The following is a 23,535-nucleotide window of genomic DNA, read 5'->3' on the forward strand; positions in this document are numbered from 1 at the left end:
CTGGTTATCTGGACATCTGCAATGCGGCCCTCTAGTGTAATGCGTTTGATTCACAGGACACGATGTGTCGTAGAGGGAACCTCGAATGGCCGAAACGCCGGATAACCGCGCTGACGATCAACGCGCCGACAGTAATAGCGATAGTAATAGTGACAACGAAAAGAAGCTGCTTGGACAGTTCCCGGTCGGCAGAGATCTGGCTACGCCTCTTTACGGCATTTTTATCTTGGGTGTGCTTTACACGCTGTATGTCGCGCACCAGATTATCCTCCCCATTTCCCTTGCGATACTGACCAGTCTTCTTATGGCGCCGGCCGTCCGCGCCGCCCGACGCCGCTGGCGTATTCCCCGGGGCGTAACGGCTCTCGTGCTGATCATTGGGCTGTTGGCCGGCATCGCGGGCATGGGGTGGGCCGTATCCAAGCCGATCATGAAGTGGGTTGAGAAGGCCCCGGAAAGCATGTCCCGCTTGTTGGTCGGGGGTGGTGGCGGCATTACCGCGAGCCTGGAACAAGTCACCAAATCGGCCCGCGAAGTGCAAAAGCAGATGGAGAGCCTGTCGGAGGGCGACGAGCCGACCAAGGTGGTGGTGCAGTCCAATTCCTGGCAGCAGACCCTGTTCACCAAACTTCGTAACGGCTTGACCGGTATGGCGCTTGCGCTGGCTCTCAGCTACTTCCTGTTGGTGAGTGGCGATAATTTGATACGTAATTTCGTGCGCCAGCTTCCACGTCACGATCAGCGTACCGTCCTCAGGGTGGTGCGGGGTTCCCAGAGCCAGATTGCCCAGTACTTGGCCGTCATCAGCACCAGTAACCTGCTGGTCGGCGTGCTTACCGGTTTGATGTGCTGGGCTGTGGGCTTGCCGTCACCGGCGGTGTGGGGACTGATTGCAGGCCTGGCCCGATTCGTCCCCTACCTCGGTGTGATCGGCACCATCGGCCTGCTGGGCGTCATCTCCATCACGACACTGGACCAGCTCTGGATGATGGCCATCGCGCCGTTGGGCTACCTGGCGCTGACATCCCTCGTGGGGTTCTTTATCGAACCCTATATTCACGGCTTCCGCATGTCGATCAACCCCGTGGTCATTTTCCTGTCCATCTTTTTCTGGGGCTGGCTATGGGGCGCGATTGGCGTATTGATGGCTGTACCGTTGATGACGGTCATACAGGTCGTTCTACGCCAGATTCCGAGCCTACGGCCCATCTACCGGGTGATTGCGCGCTAAACTGGAGTGATCACAGCGGGGTTTAACGCTTTTCTGACGCTAAGGTTCGGGTATTACGACCCTTTGTTTGTCTGAGCGGACTATGATTATGGTCATTAAATGACCTAACCTGTTAAGAATCAGGGACGCCTGACCGGGTCGGGTAATTTCCGGCTTCCACGCGGTCCGGGCAGTGTTTAAGTCGAAGAAATAATCGGCAATCTTGTGGTTCTCGTACTCGACAGTAAATCGGAAGACGTAGGGGCAGCCTATGCTGAATAATCACGGTGGTTTTAAACATCGGATGAGATCCATCGGTTTGGTGGATATGCAGTCCGGTGGCGATGTCAGTCGCATCATCACCAGCGGAGTGGGCCACCTGCCTGGCGGCTCCGTACTGGAAAAGATGCGCTATATCCAGGAGCACGGCGACGGCTTACGCCGGCTGTTGCTGTCGGAGCCCTACGGCGACCCTTACATGTCCCTGGATCTGATCGTGGAGCCGGCTCATCCGAAAGCCCAGGCCGGCTATATCATCATGGAGGCGATGGGTTATCCGCTGTATTCGGGGTCCAACACCATTTGCACCGCCGCTGCCGTCCTGCAGAGCGGTATCGTGCCGATGGAAGAGGGCGAGCAGTCACTGCTTCTCGAATCCCCTGCCGGGCTCGCGCACGTCACCGCCTTCAATCAAAATGGTCGCACTCATTCCGTTACGACGCGCTGCGAGCCGGCTTACGTCGCGGCTCGGAACGAAGTGGTGGACGTGCCGCGTTATGGCAAAGTGCGCTATGACCTGGTTTGGAGTGGGGCCTATTTCGCGTTGGTGGATGCCACCGAACATGGTTTTCAACTGGTCGCCGACGAGATGCCGGCCTTGGCCGCTTTCGGGCATGCATTGGTAACGGCGGCACGGCCCCAAGTCACGCAGGAGCACCCGGAACTGGGGGCCGTCGGGCCGTTGCCTTTTGCCCACTTCATGGGACCGGTGGACACAGTGAATGAGAAGGGCTTTCGCTCCCGCTCGGCGACGTATGTGCATCCCGGGGTGATCTGCCGCAGTCCGACCGGAACCGGCACTTCGGCGCGTATGGCGTTGATGTACGAAACCGGTGAAATAAAAGATGGCCAGTGGCTGGAAACCGTCTCGCCACGGGGCGCCTCATTCGTCGGTAAGGTTCTGGGTGCGGATACGGTGGCCGGTCACCGGGCCATGAATAGCGACATTACCGGCAAAGCCTGGACCCTGGCTCGTTCCGAGATTGTGGTCGACCTGGACGATCCGCTGGTGGACGCCTCTGATCTCGAAGACGTACTGGATACCGAGCCGGACTGAGATATGCCACAGCTGCTGCCCGGTCTATCTGATCGGGCAACTGCTCGCCTTCCTTGCTAACAACGGCGTGGGATTCGAGGAATGAGTAGACGCCGACGTGTTCTGATACCTCCTATCCTCCTTTCGGTCTGATTGTTGCGATCCGCCTTGCTCACCGGCATCTACAGCGTTTCCCTAAGGTTTTGGGAATCCCGTATCCCGTATCCGTATCCGTATCCCGTATAAGGGTGCCGGCGAGCGTGCGAACCGCACAATGCCCTGGCGGCTGATTAATAGTCCGCGGTATAGGTCAGCGTGTAAGTCCGCCCGCGACCCTTGTAATCGAACATCTCTTCCGGCCCATAGGCGGAGTAGAAGATCACGGAACGCTGCCCCCAAATAGTGGAATAGTCTTCGTTCAGCAAGTTGCTGACGCCAAGTGATAGCCTCCCCACAGGCAACTCGCGGGTGCCGGTTAGGTCGAACAGGGTGTAGCCGTCGATCTGCCTGCCATCGTCGTCATCCAGCGGGATTACCCGGGTGCCTTGCAAGCGTGCCTGATTTAGCCGGTCGCGCCAGCCCACGTGGCCGGTCACTTTGGACAGGCTGGCCGATGTCACGGAGCGGTCCTGCCAGTCGCCGTCCACCTTCTGCTGCGAACGGGTGAGGTGCGTCGTGCCGCCGACTTCCCACTGCTCGGCAAACCGATAGGCGGCGCTGGCTTCGATGCCATAGTCGCGGGTTTCCTGATCGTTCACGACGACCGACAGGGTATTGCGGTCGTAGCTTAGGGCTTTGTCGGACCAAGCGTAGTAAAGCGCGACCTGGGCATCCCAGGCATCCTTGTAATGGCGCCAGCCTAATTCAACCTGATCGGTCTTGATGGCCTGGAGCGGCGAGTCTTCGACATTGACGCTGTTGACCAGCACGGCGTTGCCACCGGCGATGGCATATTCGCCTTGACCATAGAACTTCGCCGGATCCGGCAGTTCGAAGCCCTGGCTGTAGTTTGCCCAAACCTGCTGGCCGGCACCGAGATCGTAGACCGTGCCCAGGTTGAACAGGGATTCTTCGTAATCGTTGTCGCCACCGGGGACCGTTTCAGCACTGCCTATCTGGCCCTGGGAAACCATTACTTGGTAATCGCTGTCGACGAAGTCGTCGACAGCGACCCGGGTATGTTCGTACCGGACACCGCCGCTCACGCGCCAGCTATCGGTCAGTTGCTTCTCCACCTGCAGGTAGGGGGCCAGGGTGTCGATGGTGATGCCCGGGTAACGGCCAACGACATCCGACTCGCGAGCAACCAGTCCGCCCGTGTCAGCGGCTGTATCGAAGTCAAAAAGCATCTGCGTTGCGTCGAATGTTTCATGGGAGTAATCGACCCCGTAGCTGAAACGCCAGGTGTCCTGATCGCGCACCAGCAACAGTTTGGCGCCACTCAGATCGGTACTCTGCTCGGATGCTGAGTAGTACGAACCTGTCTGCAACTCTCCGCTGTCATTAACCTTCAAATAGGGAAAGGGGTGAAAGCTGAACGCTTCGCTACGGGTATAGGCCTGGGCATAGAAGGTATGTCCGAGTACGTCGAAAGCTTGGTAGTTCAGGTTGACCTGGTGGCGTTCGGTCGCCGGCTCCTGGTCGAAATCGACACCATCGCGGATCTCGAAGGCGTTGCGGTCCACACCGGTCACGGCGTCGAAGTTTTCACCGAGATAGAGCCCGCGATCGCCATCGTAGCGTGAGTCGTAGTATTGGGCGGTAATGTCCAGACGCTGACTGTCGGTTAGCTCGATACCCAGGTTGCCGGTGACGTCCACCGAGCGATTGTACTGTAGGTCCGTCTGAGTAATATCCGGCTTAATCTGGTCGCCATCCGCATCGAACTGCCCGCCTCTTTTTTCAAGCGCCACCCCCAGACGTCCCTGAACCCGCTCGCTACCACCGCTAACGGATTGGGCGATGCGGGTATCCAGATCGTCGCTATCGTTGAAGCCGCTGGTCGCGCCTACCTGAGTGGTGAAATGGGGGCCGCCGCTTTCACCTTTCTTGGTGATGATGTTGATAATGCCGCCGGTACTGCCGCCGCCATACAGGGACGTGGCGCCGGAGAGGACTTCGATACGCGCGATGTTAAACGGATCGATGCTGTCGAATTGGCGGCTCACGGAACGCGACGAATTGAGCGACACCCCATCGATCATCACCAGCACACTGCGACCGCGCATGTTCTGGCCGTAATTGGTGCGCCCCTGGGGCCCGGCGTCGAGTCCGGGGATCAGTTGGCCCAGCGCCTGCTTCAGAGACTTACCGGATTGGATCTGTTCGGACAGCTGTTCCTGTTCGACCACCCATACGGTGCCCGGAACTTCGCTGATCTGCGAAGGGGCGCGTGTGCCGACGACGACCAGTTCGTCCAATGCTGTTGAACCGGCTCCAAGGGCCGCCAAGGCTGGCGCTGACGCCAGCAGCGACATGCTTAGGAATGCCTGTACACCCGCAGACAGCGGATGGCGAGGACCAAGCTTCATGTGTAGCTCCTTCATGGTGCAGGAATTCGATAAAAAAGGTGAAATCTCTGAAATTTTTGCAGGTGATAACCGATGCGTGAATGGTTCGCAATGTTAATAGGGATGATAGTGATTATCAATAACGTCTTGTTTTGAGTTTTTAATGGTGTTGATAATCGTTCTCATATAAAGTCTGGTTATGATCTCGGGAGGTCGTCGCATTGCAAAGGCGCGTCGAGCGACTCAAGGGCGTACCGCAACTCATGACGTCCAAGCGCTAAAACCTAAGTAATGACAAGGGGGCGGGATGGAGCCGAAGACGAAAACAGCGGAAGCCACGATGAACGAAGCCGACCTCCGGGATTTGGAGGTCATGGAAGGGGTGAAACTTGCGGGCATTGCGCTGGGTATCGTTCTCCTCGCGGGGCTACTGTCGGCCGGAGGCATTCTGATCGGCTAGCCAAGCCAATGACAACGCATTGTTATACCGTTTTCCTAGTACTGTGGCTGCCCGGTCGCGGAGGCTATCGCTGCGTAAGAGACCTTCCGGCGATCCTGGCCGGCCAGAATGATGAAAGAACCATTGAGCCCAACGACGGTTGTCAGGTTCGAATTCGTCCGGCCAGGCGGTTGGCTTCTTTGGCCATCGCTTCCAGCTTGGGTACGGTTGCCAGGTTATTGCGGGCGGCCTCGCTCATCGCTTCAGAAATATCGGCGACGCCAGAAACATTTTGGTTGATGTCCTCGCAAACGCTGGTTTGTTCTTCGGCCGCCGTCGCTACTTGGGTGGTCGCATCGTTGATCTGAGACATCCGTTCCTGGACGTTACCCAGGCTCTGGCGAACGGTATTGACCGCCTCGCTACTTTCCCGTCCAACGATCTCGCTGGCCTCCATGAACTCCACGGCGTCTTTTGAGCCACTGCGGATGGTTTCGATAATGCGGTCGATTTCCACCGTGGCATCCTGGGTCTTCGAGGCTAAGGTCCGTACCTCGTCCGCCACTACCGCAAAGCCACGGCCTGCCTCACCGGCGCGGGCGGCCTCAATGGCTGCGTTAAGCGCAAGCAGGTTGGTCTGGTCGGCAATTTCCCGGATGACTTCCATCACTTTGCTAACCTTTTGGCTGTCCTCGGCCAGTCGCGAAACTGTTTCGCTAGAACTGCGGATCTGAGAGACCAATCGCTCCATGCTGTCGACCGCTGTTTCAATCTGGCTGTCGGCAACGTCGGTCTGTCCGGAGGTTTCCTGAACCTGATTGGCGACGGTGGCCGCATGCTGCGCCACCTCCTGAGCCGTTGCGGACATCTCGTTCATGGCGGTAGCGATCTGGTCGATGCGCAGATGGGCGTCCTCGGCGCGGCTGGATACCCGGTCGGCGTTGTCACGGATGATGTCCCGTGTGCTGTTCAGCTCGCCGGCATTCGCCGACAACTGCCCACTGGTCGTGACCAGAAATTGATGAAGTTGGCGGGCGGCGTCGGCCAGACGTCCCAGCTCATCGCTTCGCTGCAGGGTCGCCGCTTGAGTGGCATCGCCGTCGCCCAGTCGCTGGATGTTACGGATGAGCGACTGCGTGGGACGAATGACGGAGTGAATCAGAACGATGACGCAGCCGATAGTGCCTAGCAGAACAGCCAGCATAAGCACGATACCGAGCGTGGTGGCCTGGCGGTTAACATCCGCATTCAGGATTTCCAGTTCCTCGAATGCACGGCTACGGATATCCGCGGCGGCCTGCTCAATCAGCTCGCTGGGTTCGCGATCGATGCCGCGCACCGCTGCATCGCCTGCCTGGTGGTCGAATCCGGAATCGACAAAGGCTTCGAAGCCGTCGCGATAAGCCTTGCCCATCTGCCGGTGGGATTTACGAAAACGTTCCAGCAACGATCTGGCGTCCGGGTTGGCAACGCGCGGAATCAGCTCGCCCAAGGATTGCTGAATCGCTACTTCTTGCTCTTGGAAGCGGGCCCAGTACTTATTGCGGTCGTCTGCACCGCTTCCCCGGATTAGTACGTTTTTCCATTCCTGCACTTGCGTCTTGAAAGCACTCAAGATGTCTTGCGCTTCCATCGCCTGGCCCAAATCCTCAGTACTGAGATGGGCATAATCATCCTTGACTTGGAGGGAGTAGCTGAAATAGATCCCAGCTACGATAGCTACCACTAAATTGGCGCCGATCACAATTGTCAGCACCCGGCTGAGGATGCTTCGGGTATACCATTGCATTAAACGTTGACCTCGTCAGAACGATATAGCGACCAAAAGTGGTCGACGCGGTCAGGATAATATGAAAATGAGGTTACAGTTTTACGACAATGTATCGATTTTGTTAGCGGTGAAACCTTGTGTCTTAGCTAACTGGTTTGCGGACTGGAGCGCTGGTCCTCGGGGATAGGCCGAACTTGACTCGAAACGCCTCCAGGTTCGATCCGGCTTTGCTTGACGCCACAGCGTGCGCGAACGTATCGATAAAATCGGCAATGACATCGGGTTGGCTCAGCGGCGACCAGTGGCTAGCCTCGATTTCCCGCCGGTAGAGGGCGGGCACCCAATCTTCCAAACCCTCGAACAGTTGAGCGCCGACGTAGCGGTCACGGGCGGCCACGATGAGCTGCACCGGACAGTGAGCGTAGCGAACCCGTGGCCTCAGCAGGCGCTGAAGAACGTTGGCGCGATAGAGCCGAATACCGTCACGGCCGTCCTCGCGCTGGTGCGGGTTGGGTTCGCCGGCATCGATGCTTTCGGTCGCTTTGAGATAACGATGCCAGCGCTTGCCCAGCAGGTTCTCCCATACCACTGGCGCGAGCCACGGCAGATGGAAGGCCCCGATATACCAGGAACTCGCCAGTTGCCGGAGGAGCTGGCCTGCGCGGCGCGGCGTGGGTCGCCGCAAACGGGACCGCAGCCAGTGGCCCACATGATCCAAGCAGGGACCGGACAGGGTGGTATAGGACAGGATGCGGGCCTGCAGCGGTCCCCCGGTGACCGATTCCCAGCTTTGGATCGAGCCCCAGTCGTGCCCCACCAAGTGGAACGGTCGATGGGGTAGCACCGCGTCGACGACGGCTTCCAGGTCGTTCGCCAACAGCGATATCCGGTAGTCCCGCGATCGGGCGGGCCGATCCGATAGCCCCGCTCCACGCACATCGTAGGTCACCACGAACCAGTTTTCGGCCAGCTGCGCGGCGACACCGTTCCAAACGTGCTGGTTGTCCGGATAGCCATGAACCAGGACGATGGCACTGTTGTCGGGATTGCCCCGTGTGATCACATTGAGCTGGACGCCGTCGCCCTGGATGTGCTGCTGTGTAGGCATAGATGACTTCTCAACGCTCAGGTAAGACCGACCAGGGGTGGCGGAAACAGATGGCGAAAATGGGGGAGGGAAACGAGTCTGAATCCCCGAAATTATCCACTTTAGTCCGGTCCCGCAGGGTTGGGCATGGCCGCACAGGCCGTCTTGTTGATCGGCAGGGCCAGCGGCTAAGTCAAGGCAGGCAATGTGTATGGAGCAGAGCCTTTCAGGCGAAAACGAGAATCGTGCAGGTTCCGTCATCCTTTTCGATGGCACCTGCGCTTTCTGCAATTTCTGGAGCCGGTTTGTGCTGCGCCACGACGATCACCGGGTTTTCAAACTGGGGCGCTTGCAATCAGAGGAGGGCCGCCGGTTATGCGAGCGATATGGCTTGTCGCCGGATGCCCTGGATAGCGTGGTGCTGATCGACGGCGGGCAGGCCTATCTTCGTAGTGCTGCAATGATAAGGATTCTTGCCCGGCTGCCCTGGCCCTGGCGATGGCTGGCGGTTGTTCGCGGGTTACCGCAGGGACTGCGCGACGGCCTGTACGATTTCATCGGTCGCCATCGTTACCAGTGGTTTGGCCGCTACGATCATTGCCCGATGCCGGATCCCAAACACCGGGGCCGCTTTATCGATTAACGGAGGGCAGCGCGCAGACGCCTAACGCCAAAGCTCTTTCAGTGGGGTTTCCGGCGTAAATCGATGCTGGAGCTGCGCTTGCAGGAGTTCGGCGGTGGCCAGGGCGTCAGTTAGCGCATGATGCGGGGCATAGTAAGGCAGGCCGTAGCGGGTGCGACTGTCGGCCAGGCGAATGGACTCGTGTTTGCGTCCGCGAACCTGCGCCCATAGTCCGTGCGGCTTATGTCGGTGCCAGCGGGCTTCAAGTTCCATGGTGTCGACGACCGGGAACTCGATGCCTTCCTTCAGACGCCAGCGAAACGCGGCATCGAGAAACTGACGTTCGATATTGCGGTAGTGCACCACCACGATTTTGCCCGCGAGCGCCTCCAGCAGTTCGCCGATAACGTCTTTGATATCCGGTGCCTGACGAATTTCCGAGTGCGTAATGCCATGGAAAGTAACGGATTCCCGATGCAGCGGGAGTACCGGGCGTACGACCCAGTGATGAGCCTGCCTGCAGTAGATGCGTTGATAGTCGAACGGCACCAGCCCCACGCTGACAATCGAGTGAGTCTCGGCATCCAGCCCGGTGGTTTCGAAATCCATGCCGACCATAGGCACCTCCTTGATCGGCGTGTCGCCAGCGGGAACCCCGCGCTCATAATAGGCTTTGAGGCGAGAGTCCTTGGCATTGGCTGCGAGTTCCCGAAACCGATGTTGCCAGTCCAGGTTCGATTCCGGCGATTGGCGTTTTGGAAAAAGAGGCATTAATCGGCTCCGCTCAATTTATCCTGCCGCTGCTGGCATGATAGCGATGACGGAGGAACTTCTGAGCGTTGCTGATCACCTGAAACGCATCTTTCAAATTACGACGCTCGAAAGACGAGAGGATCTCCGGCTCGATATTGTTGTTCGGTTCGCGCCCGTGCTCGATATCGGCGGATTGGTGACGGATGCGGACGATGGATATGAACTCCAGGGCATCGCGTAAATTGCTGGCGATGCCATCGGCCAACAGCTGGGTTTCACCAATCGCCTTGAGGCGATTGAAGGTATTCTGTGCCCGGGAACCACAGGCCAGGGAGTGCACCCGGATCAGGTCGGACAGCGGCGCGGTGCCCCGGCGTTTGAGGTTGATTGAGTTTCGGTGCATACCGTCGCTTTCCATTACGAAGTCGCGGAAGAAGCCGAGTGGCGGCGTGCGGTTGAGGGCCGCGTGAGCCAAGTAGGCTAGAAAACGCGGGTTGTTTTGGGCCTTTTCCGCAACCAGCGTCTTGAGCTCTTCGGCAAACTCGGTATGTCCGGCGATGCCGTCCAGATCGAAGAAGATGGCGCTGTTGAGTAGCGCCTTGGCGTTGGGGTTCTCGATCCAGCCGGTGAAGTAGTCCTTCCATACTCGCAACGGTTGGCGCCACTGCTCATTGGTGGCCATGATGTCGCCGCTGCAATAGGCGTAGCCACACTCCGCCAGTCCGTCACTGACGAACTTCGCCAGTGCTTTAAAGTACTCATCGTGCTGGGCCGGATCGAAACTGTCGTCCAGTACAAGCGCATTGTCCTGGTCGGTGACGATCAGCTGCTCGTCGCGGGCCATCGACCCGAGCGCCATGAAGCAATAGGGTACCGGAGGCGGCCCCAGCAGTTCCTCGCCGAGCTCCAACAGGCGCTGGGTGAAAGCGCGCCCGATGCCGGCCATGGCACTGCCGATCATATGGGAGTTGGCGTCCTCGTTGACCATGCGGACGAAGGTGGAGCGGGCGTCCCGGGTGAGGCTCTTTAAGCCACGTACATCGGTTTGATGGTGGATGTTGCTTACCAGATAAAGGCCGCTTTGGGACTCGTACTTGACGATATCCGACAGGGCCAGAACGCCTATCGGCCGGTGACGATCCAATACCGGTAGATGATGTACGTTGTGGCGCAACATGGTCAGTATGGCCTCGAAGACGAAGATGTCAGCCTGGATATAAACCAGGTCCTTGGACATGATTTCGCTGACCGTCGTCTCGTAGGGTAAACCGGGGGCGAGCGCGCGAGTGCGCAGGTCGCGATCGGTGATAATGCCGGCGATAATGGGACTATCGCCTGGCTGCCAGTCCTGATCGATACGTACACCGGGATGCGTCAGCACCAGGGCGGACACGCCCTCGTCGGTCATGATGCGTGCAGCTTCGTGGATCGTCGCGTCGGCGGCCGCCGTGACCGGCGTGCGGGTAAGCAGCTTGAATACGCGCGAGGTCATCAGTGGGTTGGATTCTTCCTGTCGTGATACCACTGCGCGCAGACGGGATTGATCCTCGAGTTCGACGAAGTCCGCAAAGTGATCGTCGGTTTCCCAGAGTTCCTGAAAAATGTCGTCGGGGATCAGGTAAATCAGTGTGTCTTCGATGGCCGTCGCAGGAAAACGCACCTTTTTGTGCATCATCAGGCCCATCTGACCGAAGATGTCGCCTTCGCTGAGCCGGTTGTAGAGTTCGCCGCTACGCCGGTAGACTTCCACTGCGCCGCTTCGGATGAAATACAGGTCCGTGGCGGGCTGGCCGAATGTCAGTATGGTTGAACCGGCCCGATAGTAGGCCACTTCGACCTGGGTGGCTAACCGGTTGAGGGTATCTTCGGGGAGGTCGTCAAACGGTGCGAAGCGTTTGATATGGTCCCTGATTTCGATTTGCTCGACTTCCATCGGCTTGCCCCCGAATGTGCACTATGCCGCCATTCTGGCAAAGTTTCCGCCTTGCGCTCAATGCATTGTCGGGTTTTGTTCACCTCCAGAGGTTGTCTTTGTGTCGGGTTCCTCCGCGGATGCCAATCCCCTCGGCTTGATTTACCGGGACGATTATCTTTTGGCGGTACACAAACCGGCGGGGCTGCTGGTCCATCGCAGCCCTATCGACCGGCATGAGACCGAGTTCGCCCTTCAGTATGCCCGCGCATTAAACGGTGGCCAGCATGTCTACCCGGTGCACCGGTTGGACCGGCCTACCTCCGGGGTATTGCTGTTTGCCCGCTATCCCGAGGTGGCGAGGACGTTGGGTGAGCACATGATGACCCGGCAAGTGGCCAAGACCTATCTGGCCATTGTCCGCGGATGGCCACCCGAACAGGGCCAGATCGATCACGCCCTGCATGAAGAGCCGGATGACCGGCGTTTGAAGGGCAGGGAGACGGTGTCTCGAGAGGCCGTGACCGATTACCAGCGCCTGGCGACTACGGACATTCCCTATCCTGTGGAAGGCTATCCCACCAGTCGCTATGCATTGATGGCGTTATACCCCCGGACCGGGCGGCGGCACCAGTTGCGCCGGCATATGAAACACATCAGCCATCCGATTATCGGCGACGCCAATCACGGGCGCGGCCGTCACAATCGATTTTTTGCCCGGCATTTTGGCGAGGCACGCTTGTTTCTGGCCTCCGTGGGTCTGACGTTCACCCATCCGGTGTCGGGCACCGAGCTCAATCTGACAGCGATGCCGGAAAGAAGCTTCCTGACGGTCGCCGGGCAGCTCGGTTGGGAGGACATACTGCGTCGGCAGTTTGAACCCTCGGCCCCAGTTTGAACCCTGAATAACACGTTGTTCTCTGAATAAATCGTCACCGGGCATGACTGTTCCTACGCCATGTCGCCCGCTAAGGTTAAAGGGACGGTTCGCAAAGAGCCGGTGAATGCCCGGCGTTTTCCAGCAAACGTGCACAAGGCCCTCAACCTCGGAGGCGAAGCAACTTGCAGTCCGATCAGTATAAAAACGATGCGCCCGCTTATGGCCATCCTTCGACCGGCGGAGTTCTGGTCGGTCCCTTGCTGCGGCGTGCCAGTGCGGGACATCTGGTCTTCTGGTTGGTGGCCATGCGACCCCTGGATATCGAGTTGTGGCTGTTCGAGGGCGAAACCGCCCAGCCGTCCCGGCGACACGCGCTCTCGCAAGCAAATTGCCGTGTCCTGCCGATCGGCACTCGGGCTTTCGTCCATTGCCTCGATGTCAAACTCGATCAGCCCCTGCCGGAAGACGAGCTGATCGGCTATGACTTGCGCATCCTGAATCCTTCGTCGAACCAGGAAGAAGGCATCGCAGACTGGGCGCCACACCTGCTCTACGAAGGCCAGACCCATCCCGCCTTCGTGGTGCGTTCGGCGGTGACTCACTTGCTTCACGGTTCTTGCCGCCGGCCTCATCATCCCGCGAAGGACGGCATGGCCAGGGCAGACCGCTGGCTGGCACAGCGCTGGCGTTCCGCCGAGTCACGGCCCTCGCTTATGTTACTGACCGGAGATCAGATTTACGCCGATGATGTCGCCGGGCCGATGCTTAGAGCCATCCACGGGGTGATTCAGCATTTGGGGTTGTTCGAGGAGGATTTGAGCGAGGCCTGCGTTGGCGATAGCCGCGAACTGCTTCGGGATAGCAACACCTACTACGGCCGCGAGCACATGCTACCGGAGACCGACTACAACGAGGCGTTGATGGAACGTTTCTTCGGCGGCGTGCGCAAACCGATCTTCTCCACCGCCAATGCCAAGAATCACACTGTCACGGTGGCAGAGGTTCTGGCCATGTACCTACTGGTCTGGTCGCCGGTGCCTTGGGCATTCGCCGATTTGCCGGAGCCGGAACTGGATGACGAACATCGCCGGATATATCGGCGGGAGCAACGTTGCATCGATCGCTTTGCCGAGCAACTTCCTGCCGTAGCGCGTTTGCTGGCGCAGGTTCCCAGCTACATGATTTTCGACGACCACGATGTGACCGACGACTGGAACCTCTCCGCACTGTGGGAGGAAACAGTCTACGGCCATCCTTTTTCGCGCCGGATTGTGGGAAATGCGCTGATTGCCTATCTAATTTGCCAGGGTTGGGGCAACGAGCCCGAACATATGGCAGAACTGATGGATAAAGCTGCGGAACTGTTCCAGACCCGGCGCCGGGAAGACGATATCGACAAGCTCGATGCCGAATTACAGGATGCATTCATCGATCAGTTGGTGCATTACGACCGCTGGGGGTATGTGCTGGATACGCAACCCCGGATTATCGTGCTCGATACTCGCACCCGGCGCTGGCGTAGCGAGGTTCGCCGGCGCCGGCCTTCCGGTCTGATGGACTGGGAAGCCCTAACGGAGCTGCAGCAGGACATTTTGCATCAGTCGTCGGCCATCATCGTCTCCCCGACACCGGTGTTCGGCGTCAAGCTGATCGAAGGCATTCAAGCGGTCTTCTCCTGGGTTGGCAAGCCGCTGCTGGTGGATGCAGAGAACTGGATGGCCCATCGCGGCGCGGCGAACGTCATCCTCAATATTTTTGGCCATGCCCGCACACCGCAAAATTTTGTGCTGCTCTCCGGCGACGTGCATTACTCGTTCGTGTACGACGTGAGTTTACGCCATAAGCCGGGGCCGAAAATCTGGCAGATTACCAGTAGCGGGCTCAAGAACGAGTTCCCCCACAAACTGCTGGATCTGCTGGACCGTCTCAACCGCTGGCTTTATGCGCCCTGGTCCCCACTCAACTGGTTCACCAAGCGCCGGCGCATGCGCGTCTCGCCGTGGTATCCGGAGAATCGCGATGCGGGTGAACGCTTATGGAACGCAGCGGGCATGGGGTACGTCCAATTCAATAGCGAAGGCCGTCCGGTAAACATCGTTCAGTTGAATGCGACGGATACCGACACGATCTTTCGCCGCGAGGACTCGGATTAGGTGCCGCCAGAATCCTGAGCAGGAAACGACTGTTCGTGACGCCAATGTCCCGTCAGACCGGCTGATCCGCCAGGATTTTCTTGAGAAAGTCCCGTGTGCGTGGGTCCTGCGGATTGGAGAAGAATTCCGACGGCGGACCCTGTTCCACGATACGGCCGCCGTCAATGAAGATCACCCGGTCTGCAACATCACGGGCGAAACTCATTTCATGAGTGACCACCATCATGGTCTGGCGCTCCCGCGCCAACTGCTTCATCAGCGCCAGCACTTCCTCCACCCATTCCGGGTCGAGGGATGAGGTGGGTTCATCGAACAGAATGACCTCGGCGCCGGCCGCCATCGCCCGGCCGATACCCACGCGTTGTTGCTGTCCGCCGGAGAGCGCTGCCGGGTAGGCTTCGGCTTTCTCGGACATGCCAATACGCTGCAGGATTTCCCGCGCCTTATCGTGGGCTTTTTGCTTGGGCCAGCGATCCACCACGATGAGCCGTTCCGCGATGTTGTCCAGGGCGTTCTTGTTGGCGAACAGGGCATAGTTCTGGAAGACGAAAGCGGTGCGCCGGCGCAGCTCCAGGATCTCTTTCTTGGAGGCTTTGCACACATCCACCGTCAGATCCCCGACGGTGATTTCGCCGTCGCTGGGTTGCTCGAGAAAATTGACGCAGCGTAGTAGCGTGGATTTTCCGGTACCGGATGGGCCGATGATCACCACAATCTCGCCCTGTTCGATCTCCAGATCGATGCCGTTCAGCACGTACTGGTCGTTGAATTTCTTGCGCAGTCCCTTGAGTTTGATCATCGGCTATAGGCTCTGTTGAGGCGGATTTCCAGGAAGCGCTGCAGCCACGACAGCAACTCGACTACGATCCAGTACATCACCGCCGCGACGATAAAAGCTTCGAAGTAAAGGAAACTGCCGGCGGCTTCCTTCTGAGTGGCGCCCATCAGCTCCGTGACACCGAGGGTGAAGGCCAGTGACGTGGCCTTGATCATATCGATGAAATAGTTCATGAGCGTGGGTACCGCGATCCGGGTCGCTTGGGGCAGAACGATCCGGCGCATAAGCTGGGCATTGGTCATGCCGATGGAGAGAGCGGCTTCGGTCTGGCTGCGATCGACGCCGACAATGGCGGCGCGGATGGATTCGGCCATGTAGGCCGAAAAGTGCATGGTCAATCCCATGACGGTAGCGGTGATTCCGTCGATAGCGGTCAGCGAGCTGAAAATCTGCGGCAGGCCATAGTAGAAGAGGAAAAGCTGAACCAGCAGCGGTGTACCGCGAAAGAACGAGATAAATAGAATGGTGAAGTGATTGATGACCGGAATTTTCAGCACCCGGACCACGGCTAGCAGGCCGGCGAGTACCAGGGCCAGCACCATGCCCAGCGTAGCCATTTCCAGGGTCAGGGGAAGATACTGGAGCAGGATCGGTACCAGCTCCAGCATGTACGTGATGTCGAGAACTTGCATCGGCGAATCCCGGTTCAGGGTCTGGTGATATCCGTCCCGAACCAGGATTCGGAGATTTTCTTCAGCGTGCCTTTTTCGCGCAGAGCGTCGATAGCGGCATCGACGTCATCGCGTAGAGCGCGGCCTTCCTCGGTATCCGGGAAAGGGTAGGCGTTGCGAATCGTGGAGAAGGTCGGCCCAGCCAGTTCCAGCGGCAATGGCTTCTCTTTGATGATCTGGCTGGCGCTGATACGGTCCATGACGAAGGCGTCCACCCGGCCTAGAGCGGTATCCTGCTCCAGATTGCTTTCATAGGTGCGGATGTCGATCTGGTCGGCGTAGGGCAGGTCGCGCAACAGGGCTTCGAAGTTGGAACCAAGATTCACCGCGACCGTCTTCCCCTTGAGGTCTTCCACGTTGCTAACCTCGTCGTTGCCTTTTTTGGTCACCACCTGGGCGCCGTCATAGACATAGGGCTGAGTAAAGACATACTTCTTTTGCCGATCCTCGGTGATGGTGATCTGATTCGCCACAGTATCGACGCGGCCGGATTCCAGCATGCCGAACAAGCCAGAGAAAGCAGCGGTGTGGTAATTCACTTCGCGGCCCAGTTCCTCGGCGATGGCGTTCATGACGTCGACTTCAAAGCCCTTGAGCTGATCCTTCTCTACAAAGGTAAAGGGAAAGTAACGGCCGGACATTCCGACATTCAACGGTTCCGAACCACCGCTACTCTGAGCCGACGCCTGAGCCAACGATAGAGGGCTGATAGCGAGGGTCAGAACGGCGATGACACTGAGTAGCAGGGCTTTCATAGTCGTCTCCAATTGAGTGAGCGCAGGTGAGAGGGCGCAGGACGTTTTCGGGCCGATATCAGCGTTTTCCCTAAAGCGCCTTGTACTCTGAATTCAGGACCAGAGTTGCACCGAATTCACGACCAGAGTTGCTCCAGAGTTGCATGGGCTTTTCGGTCTCTTCGCTGCTTCCTATATCCGTCCGGACATCGCGGGTTTCAAGGCCTGCCGTGGGTTGATGCCGTTGGATCTCAGAGAACGGACCGCTTATGGTGCGCGCTGTATTCCAGCAATGTATCGATTGGAATGGGTTTGCTGAACAGGTAACCCTGCAGCAGGTCGCAGCCCTGTATGGTCAGCCACCGTCGTTGTTCCTCGGTTTCGACACCTTCGGCAACCACCTGCATACCCAGGCCGCGGGCCAGGCCGAGGATGGAGAGGGTAATGGCGCAGTCGTCGGCGTCACCGGGAATCTCGTGAATGAAGGAGCGGTCTATCTTGAGCTTGGAGAAGGGCAGGTGCTTGAGCCGCGAAAGCGATGAGTAGCCGGTGCCGAAGTCGTCGATGGATAACCGTGAGCCAAGATCGACCAGCCCGTTCAAGGTCGTCTGCAGGCTTTTCGAGTCGCCCTTGATGGCGTCTTCGGTGACTTCGAATTCTAACTGATCTCCGCTAAGGCCGAACTCCGCCAGCATTTCCTGAATGCGCAGTGGCAGACGTCCATCCATCACCTGTTCGGACGATAGGTTAATCGCTGTCGTCGTCATCTCGATGCCTTGTTGTCGAGCGTTGCGCCTGTCTTCGCAGACCCGTCGCAGCACCGATAGACCCAGCTCTTGCATCAATCCGGCGTTGCGGGCTACGTCGAGGAATTCCATCGGCGACATCCAGCCTCGTGCCGGATGCTGCCAGCGTACGAGCGCTTCGTTGCTGACGATCTCGGCGTTGTCCGGCTCGACGATGGGCTGGTAAAACACGTCAAGCTGATTGTGCTGGATCGCGTGGCGTAGCTCGCTCTCCAGTACGAAACGCGAGCGGGCGGTGGAGTGGATATCCTGACGGAACGCCTGCATTTGCGCGCGGCCACTCTCCTTGGCGTGGTACATCGCCGCTTCGCCACTGCGTAGCAGTGACTCGGAGTCCAGACCATCCTCCGGGTAGCGGCAAATGCCGATGCTGGCGGTCATGCGCAGGGTTTGGTCGTCAATGGTCATCGGATCGCTGATGCAATGCTGGATTTGCTGGATCAGATCCTGCAGGTGGCGCTGTTGCTCATGGTCCCGGACCAGCATTGCAAATTCGTCACCGCCGATGCGCGCCAGCTTGTCCCGTCCGGGTAGGTAAAGACCGCGCAGACGGTTGGCAATCTCGGCAATCACACGGTTGCCACCTGCGGCACCCATGCCGTCGTTCACAGCCTTTAGCCGGTCCAAGTCGATCCAGATAACGGTAAAGCCGTCGTTTTCACGCTGGCGCATTTTCCGAATCAGGTGCTGGAGTCGCTCCCGGAAAGACTGGAGGTTGGGGAGCCCCGTCAGATTGTCGTAATGGGTGACGTAATCGAGCTGCTGCTGGGCGCGAATCCAGGCGTCGTGAGTGTTGACGAGACTGATGGTGTCGGCGATGGCGATTGCAAAGGAAATTTCCGGTAGCGTCCAGGTTCGCCGCCGCAGCGACTCCAGACAGATCGCGCCGCTGAGCCGCCCGCCGTCGAATACAGGCAGATCCAGCAGCGACTGGATGCCCAGCGGGCGAAAATAGGGTTCGGCGAATTGGGCGGTGCGGGGGTCGTTGAGGGCATCCCCCGCATCGATCACACGTGCGGTTTTCAACGCCTTGAAGTAGGCGGGATTGTCCGTATCCACCAGCGACACCGGCCGATAGTCGTGCCCCTTGTCGAGCAAATACAGCACTTCGCTGTCGATGCGGTCCTGGCCCGCGTTCATCTGCCAGACACTGACCCGGTCAACGTGAAGCAGGCGACCGGCCAGCGCGCTCAGCGAAGCCAGTTTCCTGCTACGATTCTCGTTGATAAAGTCAGCATTGTGGCTGAGTTTCAGCAGGGTTTCGTGAAATTCTATAAACGTCTTGTTTTGGGACATAGGTGTTAGTTACAGCCTGAGTTCTCGCACGATGGGCACCAAGACACGCACGAACCTGTCCGAAGATGTGAAAAGTCGTCCCTCTTTTCATTTATAGCAACACATTAATAATGGCAACGCTTGCCGCGTCTGTCCAACGTGGCGGTCGTGCGTACCCTTGAGTTGGGTCAACCTAAACGTGTAAGCCGTTGATTGTTTATATTCTTTAATGCGTACACCACTGAACGCGTACGCTATGGCGAACCTACCGGAGGTGGATATGCCTTGGCATCAGCAGGAAATCAGACTCCAGTCCCGTCCAAGAGGGTTTCACCTGGTCACCGGTGAGGTTCTGGACCAATTGCCGCAGCTGGCCGATATCCACGTCGGATTGCTGCACCTCTTCATCCAGCATACATCGGCGTCGCTGGCGGTGAACGAGAATGCGGATCCGGATGTGCGCGGCGATCTGGAGCGGCATTTCAATGTCATGGTCCCGGAGAATGCCCCGCATTACGAGCACACCCTGGAGGGGCCGGACGATATGCCCGCCCATATCAAGAGCGTGCTGATCGGTCCATCCCTGTCGTTGCCGATCCGCGATGGCCAGCCGGTACTAGGCACCTGGCAGGGAATCTATCTTTGTGAACACCGGGATAGCGGCGGCTCGCGCCGAATTGTCGCTACGCTTCAGGGGGAATAGGCCGATAGCGTGAGCTTCTCGGAGTGGCAAGACCTAATCGAACGCTTCCGGATAGCGCTGTTTGGCTCGATAAAGGCGATAAATGGTGATGGCATTGGTGACGAGCACCAGTACTTCGGCCAGTGTTCCGCCCACTGAACCCACCAAAAGGTGACTGAGCCCCCAAGCCAATGCAGCCAGGCCCAACAAGACGCGCATTGGAATGCCCCGGAGCAAGAACATGCCTACCGTGCCCAGCACCATCGCAACAATAGCGGGCAGGTCCGCCCAGCCCTGCCACGTCACCACGGAAGCGACGCCACTGGCAGCCAGCACCACCGCCATTACCGCCTTGCTGCCCGGATAGCGCCTGGCAAGTCCAATGCGAACGATGACCAGTCCCGTCAATGCGGCTGCAGTCCAGCTCTCAAAAAACATGAACTGAAGGGCGAACGCTACATTGGCGGAGAGCAGAAGCACCAGCAGCCGGTCATCCTGCTTGCTGGAAAACGCCAGCACGCAGAGTATCAGCGAAACGAGGCCAAAGAACTGGCCAGCCAATAGGCTATAGTTTTCAAGCATGGAGGGGCCTATCGCTGAATTCGCCGCCAAGGCGCGGCTTGCTCGAGTTCAAAGGCGAGTTCCAGCAGATCCCGTTCGCATCCATGGTGGGCCGAGATGTGGACGCCCACGGGCAAGTTGTCGGGCGTTGTGCCCATAGGGAGTGAGATGGCGGGAACGCCTGCAGCGTTGGCCAGGGGCGTGAAGCTCACATAGTCGACGAGTCGCTGGAACAAGGTGTCGAACGGCAGCTCCGGGCTGAGGTAACCGAGTGGGGGCGTGGTATGCGCCAAAACTGGCGACAACACGGCATCCACGCCGAAATTTTCCAGTCCCTGAGCATAGAGAAACCGTGTCTGGCGCAAACGCCAAAGGGTGGCGGGCAGGCGCTGAAAGCCGGCGGTAAAGCGACTGCTAAGACCCCGGGTAAGCCCGTCAACCTTTGTGGGGTCAAAGCCCTTTCCCAGGAATTGTTTGCCACCCTTTCGCATGATGAAGGCCAGGAACGCCCAGTAATGCGCAAAATCCTCGGCGAATTGCCGGGGCACCGGCACGTCCATCGGAATAATCGTGTGACCCAAGGATTCGAGCAGCCGGGCGGTTGCGTCGACCGTATGGCGGGTGACTTCGTCCGTCCCGCTCTTCGTATCATTCTCCGTACCACTCGCAGTAATGGATTCCATCACCAGGCCAATGCGTAACCGGCGTTTTGCCGGACCCAGCACTTCGCCGATCGCGGGCAAGTGCGGATTGTGATAGTGGTGCTCCGCTCCGGCAAAGAACCGGGCGGTATCCCGCACCGAGCGAGTCACGACGCCTTCGCTGATGATGTTGATGGGCAAGACTCTTCCGGCTTCGTTCGCCACCAGGCGGCCCCGTGTTGGCTTGAGTCCCACCAGGCCGCAGCATGCTGCGGGTATGCGGATCGATCCGCCGCCATCATTGGCATGGGCGATGGGCACTACACCGGCGGCTACCAGGGCAGCCGAGCCTCCAGATGACGCCCCGCAGGAGAAAGCCGGGTTCCATGGATTCCTCGTCGGCTCGGCATGGGCAGGCTCAGTGGATGCGTTGAAACCGAACTCGGGCAGGGTGCTTTTGCCTAAAGGGATAAGACCTTGGGCCAGGAGTTGATGCGCGAAGGGCGATGTCGATTTTTCCGGTTTCCCGGTGGTTGCGAGCGAGCCATGCCGTGTCGGCTGGCCTGCTATGTTGGTGTTGTCTTTAATCAGCGTCGGCACCCCGGCAAAGATGCCATCAATTCGGCGCGACGCTGTGTGCAGCGCATCTTCGAAATCGGCAAATGCCAGTCCGTGGATCAGCGGTTCGACCCGACGGGCACGCTGAATGGCAGCGGCAACGACATCCCGGGGGCTGAGTTTGCCCTGGCGAATCAACGCGGCAAGCGCCGTGGCGTCATGGTCCGAGAGGGCGTCATCGGCAAAAGCATGGACCGGTGTGGGTTTTTCCTGGGCAGTCATGGGGTCAGCCGTTTATCCAGTTAGGAGTGTCCCATCCTCTGTGTCGGGGGCCACCTTGTCGAGAGGCAGGAGTCACACTATCGTTCTATCGATAGCGAGCTAACGATGATGCACTGTCACTCATGAACGATCAATAACGCACTATCGTTCATGACTGAATGCCATGTCAGGCACCGTTTCGAGAAACATAAGTGGTTGTTCGCAATAGCCAAACGCCATAAGCTGCTCCGCTGCGTGTGAGAGAGAAGGAAACCTATCCGACATGAGTTCGGTCGACTTGCTGGTCAAACATTTCTTGGGCATTTATTTCCTGATGATCGGCCTCTATTACACCAGCCGAAGCCTGGGGTTGTACGCGCGCATGCGCTTCTCGCACATCCACTACGGCATGAAAGGCTCCCGCACCTGGTGGCATCGCCATGTCTTCAACGTGTTCCGTGCCAGCATTCTCGGCGTGTGCGTCACGCGGATCTTTTTCGATATTGATGCCTGGCTCGGCGTTTTCGATCCGCTTTACCGGTCACCGATCCTGACCGCCGGGGCGGCGTTGTTGTTGATCGCCTTCTCGTTGATTGAATACGTGCAGGCCTATATGCATGAGGACTGGCGCTCGGGAATCGACAGCCAGAATCGCGGGCACCTGATCACCACCGGCCCCTATAACCGTTCTCGGAATCCGTTGTTTATCGGTATTCTCTTGGGGCAGTTGGGCTTTTTCCTGGCGCTGCCCAGCGTGTTTTCGCTGGTCTGCCTGATGGTTGGCGCCATCGTTATCCTGCGTCAGGCGCAGTCGGAAGAGCTGGCGCTTAGTGAAATCTACGGTAATGAGTACCTGGATTATCAGGCGCGAGTACCCCGCTGGTTTTAAGGTGTCTCCGAATAAGGTGTTTTCGAAACAGTCTTCTATGCTCCAGCCGCGCCGTATTATCTTTAGCCGCAAGGGTTTCGACTCCAGTTCGGGAGGCTGCCCCAGCCCTATACTGCCGGATGGGCGGTTGCTGTCGTTGCCGATCCCCGATACGCGCTCCCAGGTAACGTTCGCGGATATCGTCCATCAAGGCGTATCGCTGGGCGATCACGTGGCGGTGCTGACCCGGGAGCGTTGGGACGGCGCGAGCGGTGCCCACATCGACCCCGATCTCAATGCGGATGCCTTGCCCCGTATGCCGGGCTGGCGGCCTGTTTTCGGACAGAGCGGCGCCGCCCAGGGGCATCTCAAGAATCGGGGCGTCGAGGTTGGCGACCTATTTGTCTTCTTCGGCCTGTTCCGCCCTGTCATCGAAACCCGGGCCGGCTGGCGATTCGATCCGGGCCAGCCCCCGCGTCATGTCATCTGGGGCTGGCTGCAGATCGGACAAATTCAAGCCGTCGATGCACTGGAGAAGGGCGCCTTGGCCTGGGCTCGGTATCATCCCCATTTTGGCTGGCGAGACGATCCTAGCAACACCCTTTATCTTGCCGCAGATGCACTAACGCTGGGGGATACAGCGCCTGGCCTGCCGGGCGCCGGCTGGTTCGAGCGTCACCGTGCCTCGCTGCAACTTACCGACCGCCGAGCGTCCCGGCCCGGCGTGTGGGCGTTACCCCGTTGGTTCTATCCACGCAAGGGTCAGGTTCCGCTCACTTATCACGCCAAGCCGGAACGCTGGCGGCGGGAGACCCATCGCGTGGTTTTGCAGGCCGTCGCCAGAGGACAGGAGTTTGTACTCGATACGCGCCACTACCCGGAAGCCTTGCCTTGGATCCGGTGTATTATCGGCTCTAATGCAGGTCGGGCCGGTTAGCATCGATGAACGTGCCTGTTTTTGAAAAACGACTGTCTGGGGATGTCTTTC

The 23,535-nt window shown here is 58.6% G+C and carries 19 protein-coding genes; 8 read left to right on the forward strand and 11 right to left on the reverse strand.

What is annotated here, in order from left to right; genetic code table 11:
* Positions 1-85 precede the first annotated feature (85 nt).
* Together FXO11_RS05755 and FXO11_RS05760 are read left to right on the forward strand one after the other, a co-directional pair.
* Positions 86-1,231 (forward strand): AI-2E family transporter, encoded by a 1,146-nt coding sequence (locus FXO11_RS05755; RefSeq protein ID WP_148862060.1) that lies wholly within the window; start codon positions 86-88, stop codon positions 1,229-1,231.
* Positions 1,232-1,481: 250 nt separating this feature from the next.
* A complete protein-coding gene (locus FXO11_RS05760) occupies positions 1,482-2,546 on the forward strand; it encodes a proline racemase family protein (protein ID WP_148862062.1) in 1,065 nt (354 codons plus the stop codon).
* A 269-nt stretch (positions 2,547-2,815) separates the two neighbouring features.
* Here the strand turns inward: FXO11_RS05760 and FXO11_RS05765 are convergent, their stop codons facing one another.
* The 3 genes from FXO11_RS05765 to FXO11_RS05775 form a co-directional block, all read right to left on the reverse strand.
* On the reverse strand, positions 2,816-5,056 hold the full coding sequence (locus FXO11_RS05765) for a TonB-dependent receptor (protein ID WP_148862064.1): 2,241 nt from the start codon (positions 5,054-5,056) through the stop codon (positions 2,816-2,818).
* A 581-nt stretch (positions 5,057-5,637) separates the two neighbouring features.
* Positions 5,638-7,263: a methyl-accepting chemotaxis protein gene (locus FXO11_RS05770; protein ID WP_148862066.1), complete on the reverse strand. Its 1,626-nt coding sequence runs from the start codon at positions 7,261-7,263 to the stop codon at positions 5,638-5,640.
* 124 nt (positions 7,264-7,387) lie between these two features.
* Positions 7,388-8,353 carry an alpha/beta fold hydrolase gene (locus FXO11_RS05775; RefSeq protein ID WP_148862068.1) on the reverse strand — a complete coding sequence of 322 codons (966 nt, stop codon included), beginning with the start codon at positions 8,351-8,353 and terminating at the stop codon, positions 7,388-7,390.
* A 190-nt stretch (positions 8,354-8,543) separates the two neighbouring features.
* Here FXO11_RS05775 and FXO11_RS05780 point away from each other — a divergent pair, with 190 nt between their 5' ends.
* Positions 8,544-8,975, forward strand: coding sequence for a thiol-disulfide oxidoreductase DCC family protein (locus FXO11_RS05780; RefSeq protein ID WP_227546049.1), 432 nt, complete (start codon positions 8,544-8,546; stop codon positions 8,973-8,975).
* A gap of 21 nt (positions 8,976-8,996) precedes the next feature.
* Here the strand turns inward: FXO11_RS05780 and FXO11_RS05785 are convergent, their stop codons facing one another.
* Positions 8,997-9,725 carry a 3'-5' exonuclease gene (locus FXO11_RS05785; protein WP_148862072.1) on the reverse strand — a complete coding sequence of 243 codons (729 nt, stop codon included), beginning with the start codon at positions 9,723-9,725 and terminating at the stop codon, positions 8,997-8,999.
* A 13-nt stretch (positions 9,726-9,738) separates the two neighbouring features.
* Complete coding sequence (locus FXO11_RS05790) at positions 9,739-11,640, reverse strand: DUF294 nucleotidyltransferase-like domain-containing protein (protein WP_148862074.1); 1,902 nt, start codon at positions 11,638-11,640, stop codon at positions 9,739-9,741.
* Positions 11,641-11,740: 100 nt separating this feature from the next.
* Here FXO11_RS05790 and FXO11_RS05795 point away from each other — a divergent pair, with 100 nt between their 5' ends.
* Together FXO11_RS05795 and FXO11_RS05800 are read left to right on the forward strand one after the other, a co-directional pair.
* Positions 11,741-12,517: a pseudouridine synthase gene (locus FXO11_RS05795; protein ID WP_148862076.1), complete on the forward strand. Its 777-nt coding sequence runs from the start codon at positions 11,741-11,743 to the stop codon at positions 12,515-12,517.
* Positions 12,518-12,681: 164 nt separating this feature from the next.
* Positions 12,682-14,652 carry an alkaline phosphatase D family protein gene (locus tag FXO11_RS05800; protein WP_148862078.1) on the forward strand — a complete coding sequence of 657 codons (1,971 nt, stop codon included), beginning with the start codon at positions 12,682-12,684 and terminating at the stop codon, positions 14,650-14,652.
* Positions 14,653-14,704: 52 nt separating this feature from the next.
* Here the strand turns inward: FXO11_RS05800 and FXO11_RS05805 are convergent, their stop codons facing one another.
* From FXO11_RS05805 to FXO11_RS05820, 4 genes are all read right to left on the reverse strand, one after another.
* The gene (locus FXO11_RS05805) at positions 14,705-15,451 is read right to left on the reverse strand and encodes an amino acid ABC transporter ATP-binding protein (protein WP_148862080.1); all 747 of its coding nucleotides are present in this window, start codon (positions 15,449-15,451) and stop codon (positions 14,705-14,707) included.
* On the reverse strand, positions 15,448-16,122 hold the full coding sequence (locus FXO11_RS05810) for an amino acid ABC transporter permease (RefSeq protein ID WP_148862082.1): 675 nt from the start codon (positions 16,120-16,122) through the stop codon (positions 15,448-15,450). Before FXO11_RS05810 ends, FXO11_RS05805 begins: the two co-directional genes overlap by 4 nt.
* Positions 16,123-16,136: 14 nt before the next feature.
* Positions 16,137-16,916 carry an amino acid ABC transporter substrate-binding protein gene (locus tag FXO11_RS05815; RefSeq protein WP_148862084.1) on the reverse strand — a complete coding sequence of 260 codons (780 nt, stop codon included), beginning with the start codon at positions 16,914-16,916 and terminating at the stop codon, positions 16,137-16,139.
* A gap of 230 nt (positions 16,917-17,146) precedes the next feature.
* On the reverse strand, positions 17,147-18,997 hold the full coding sequence (locus FXO11_RS05820; protein WP_148862086.1) for a putative bifunctional diguanylate cyclase/phosphodiesterase: 1,851 nt from the start codon (positions 18,995-18,997) through the stop codon (positions 17,147-17,149).
* Positions 18,998-19,256: 259 nt separating this feature from the next.
* Between FXO11_RS05820 and FXO11_RS05825 the strand changes: the two genes are divergently transcribed.
* On the forward strand, positions 19,257-19,679 hold the full coding sequence (locus FXO11_RS05825; protein ID WP_148864805.1) for a secondary thiamine-phosphate synthase enzyme YjbQ: 423 nt from the start codon (positions 19,257-19,259) through the stop codon (positions 19,677-19,679).
* Positions 19,680-19,712: 33 nt separating this feature from the next.
* Here the strand turns inward: FXO11_RS05825 and FXO11_RS05830 are convergent, their stop codons facing one another.
* Entirely contained in the window at positions 19,713-20,240 is a 528-nt protein-coding gene (locus FXO11_RS05830) for a YgjV family protein (protein ID WP_148862087.1), read from the reverse strand.
* Positions 20,241-20,248: 8 nt separating this feature from the next.
* Positions 20,249-21,700: an amidase gene (locus FXO11_RS05835; protein WP_148862089.1), complete on the reverse strand. Its 1,452-nt coding sequence runs from the start codon at positions 21,698-21,700 to the stop codon at positions 20,249-20,251.
* Between the two features lie 262 nt (positions 21,701-21,962).
* Between FXO11_RS05835 and FXO11_RS05840 the strand changes: the two genes are divergently transcribed.
* Together FXO11_RS05840 and FXO11_RS05845 are read left to right on the forward strand one after the other, a co-directional pair.
* Entirely contained in the window at positions 21,963-22,568 is a 606-nt protein-coding gene (locus FXO11_RS05840) for a methyltransferase family protein (RefSeq protein WP_148862091.1), read from the forward strand.
* Positions 22,569-22,605: 37 nt separating this feature from the next.
* Positions 22,606-23,484 (forward strand): Nmad3 family putative nucleotide modification protein, encoded by an 879-nt coding sequence (locus FXO11_RS05845; RefSeq protein ID WP_148862093.1) that lies wholly within the window; start codon positions 22,606-22,608, stop codon positions 23,482-23,484.
* The last annotated feature ends 51 nt before the right edge of the window (positions 23,485-23,535 follow it).

This window comes from Marinobacter fonticola (assembly GCF_008122265.1).
GTDB lineage: Bacteria > Pseudomonadota > Gammaproteobacteria > Pseudomonadales > Oleiphilaceae > Marinobacter_A > Marinobacter_A fonticola.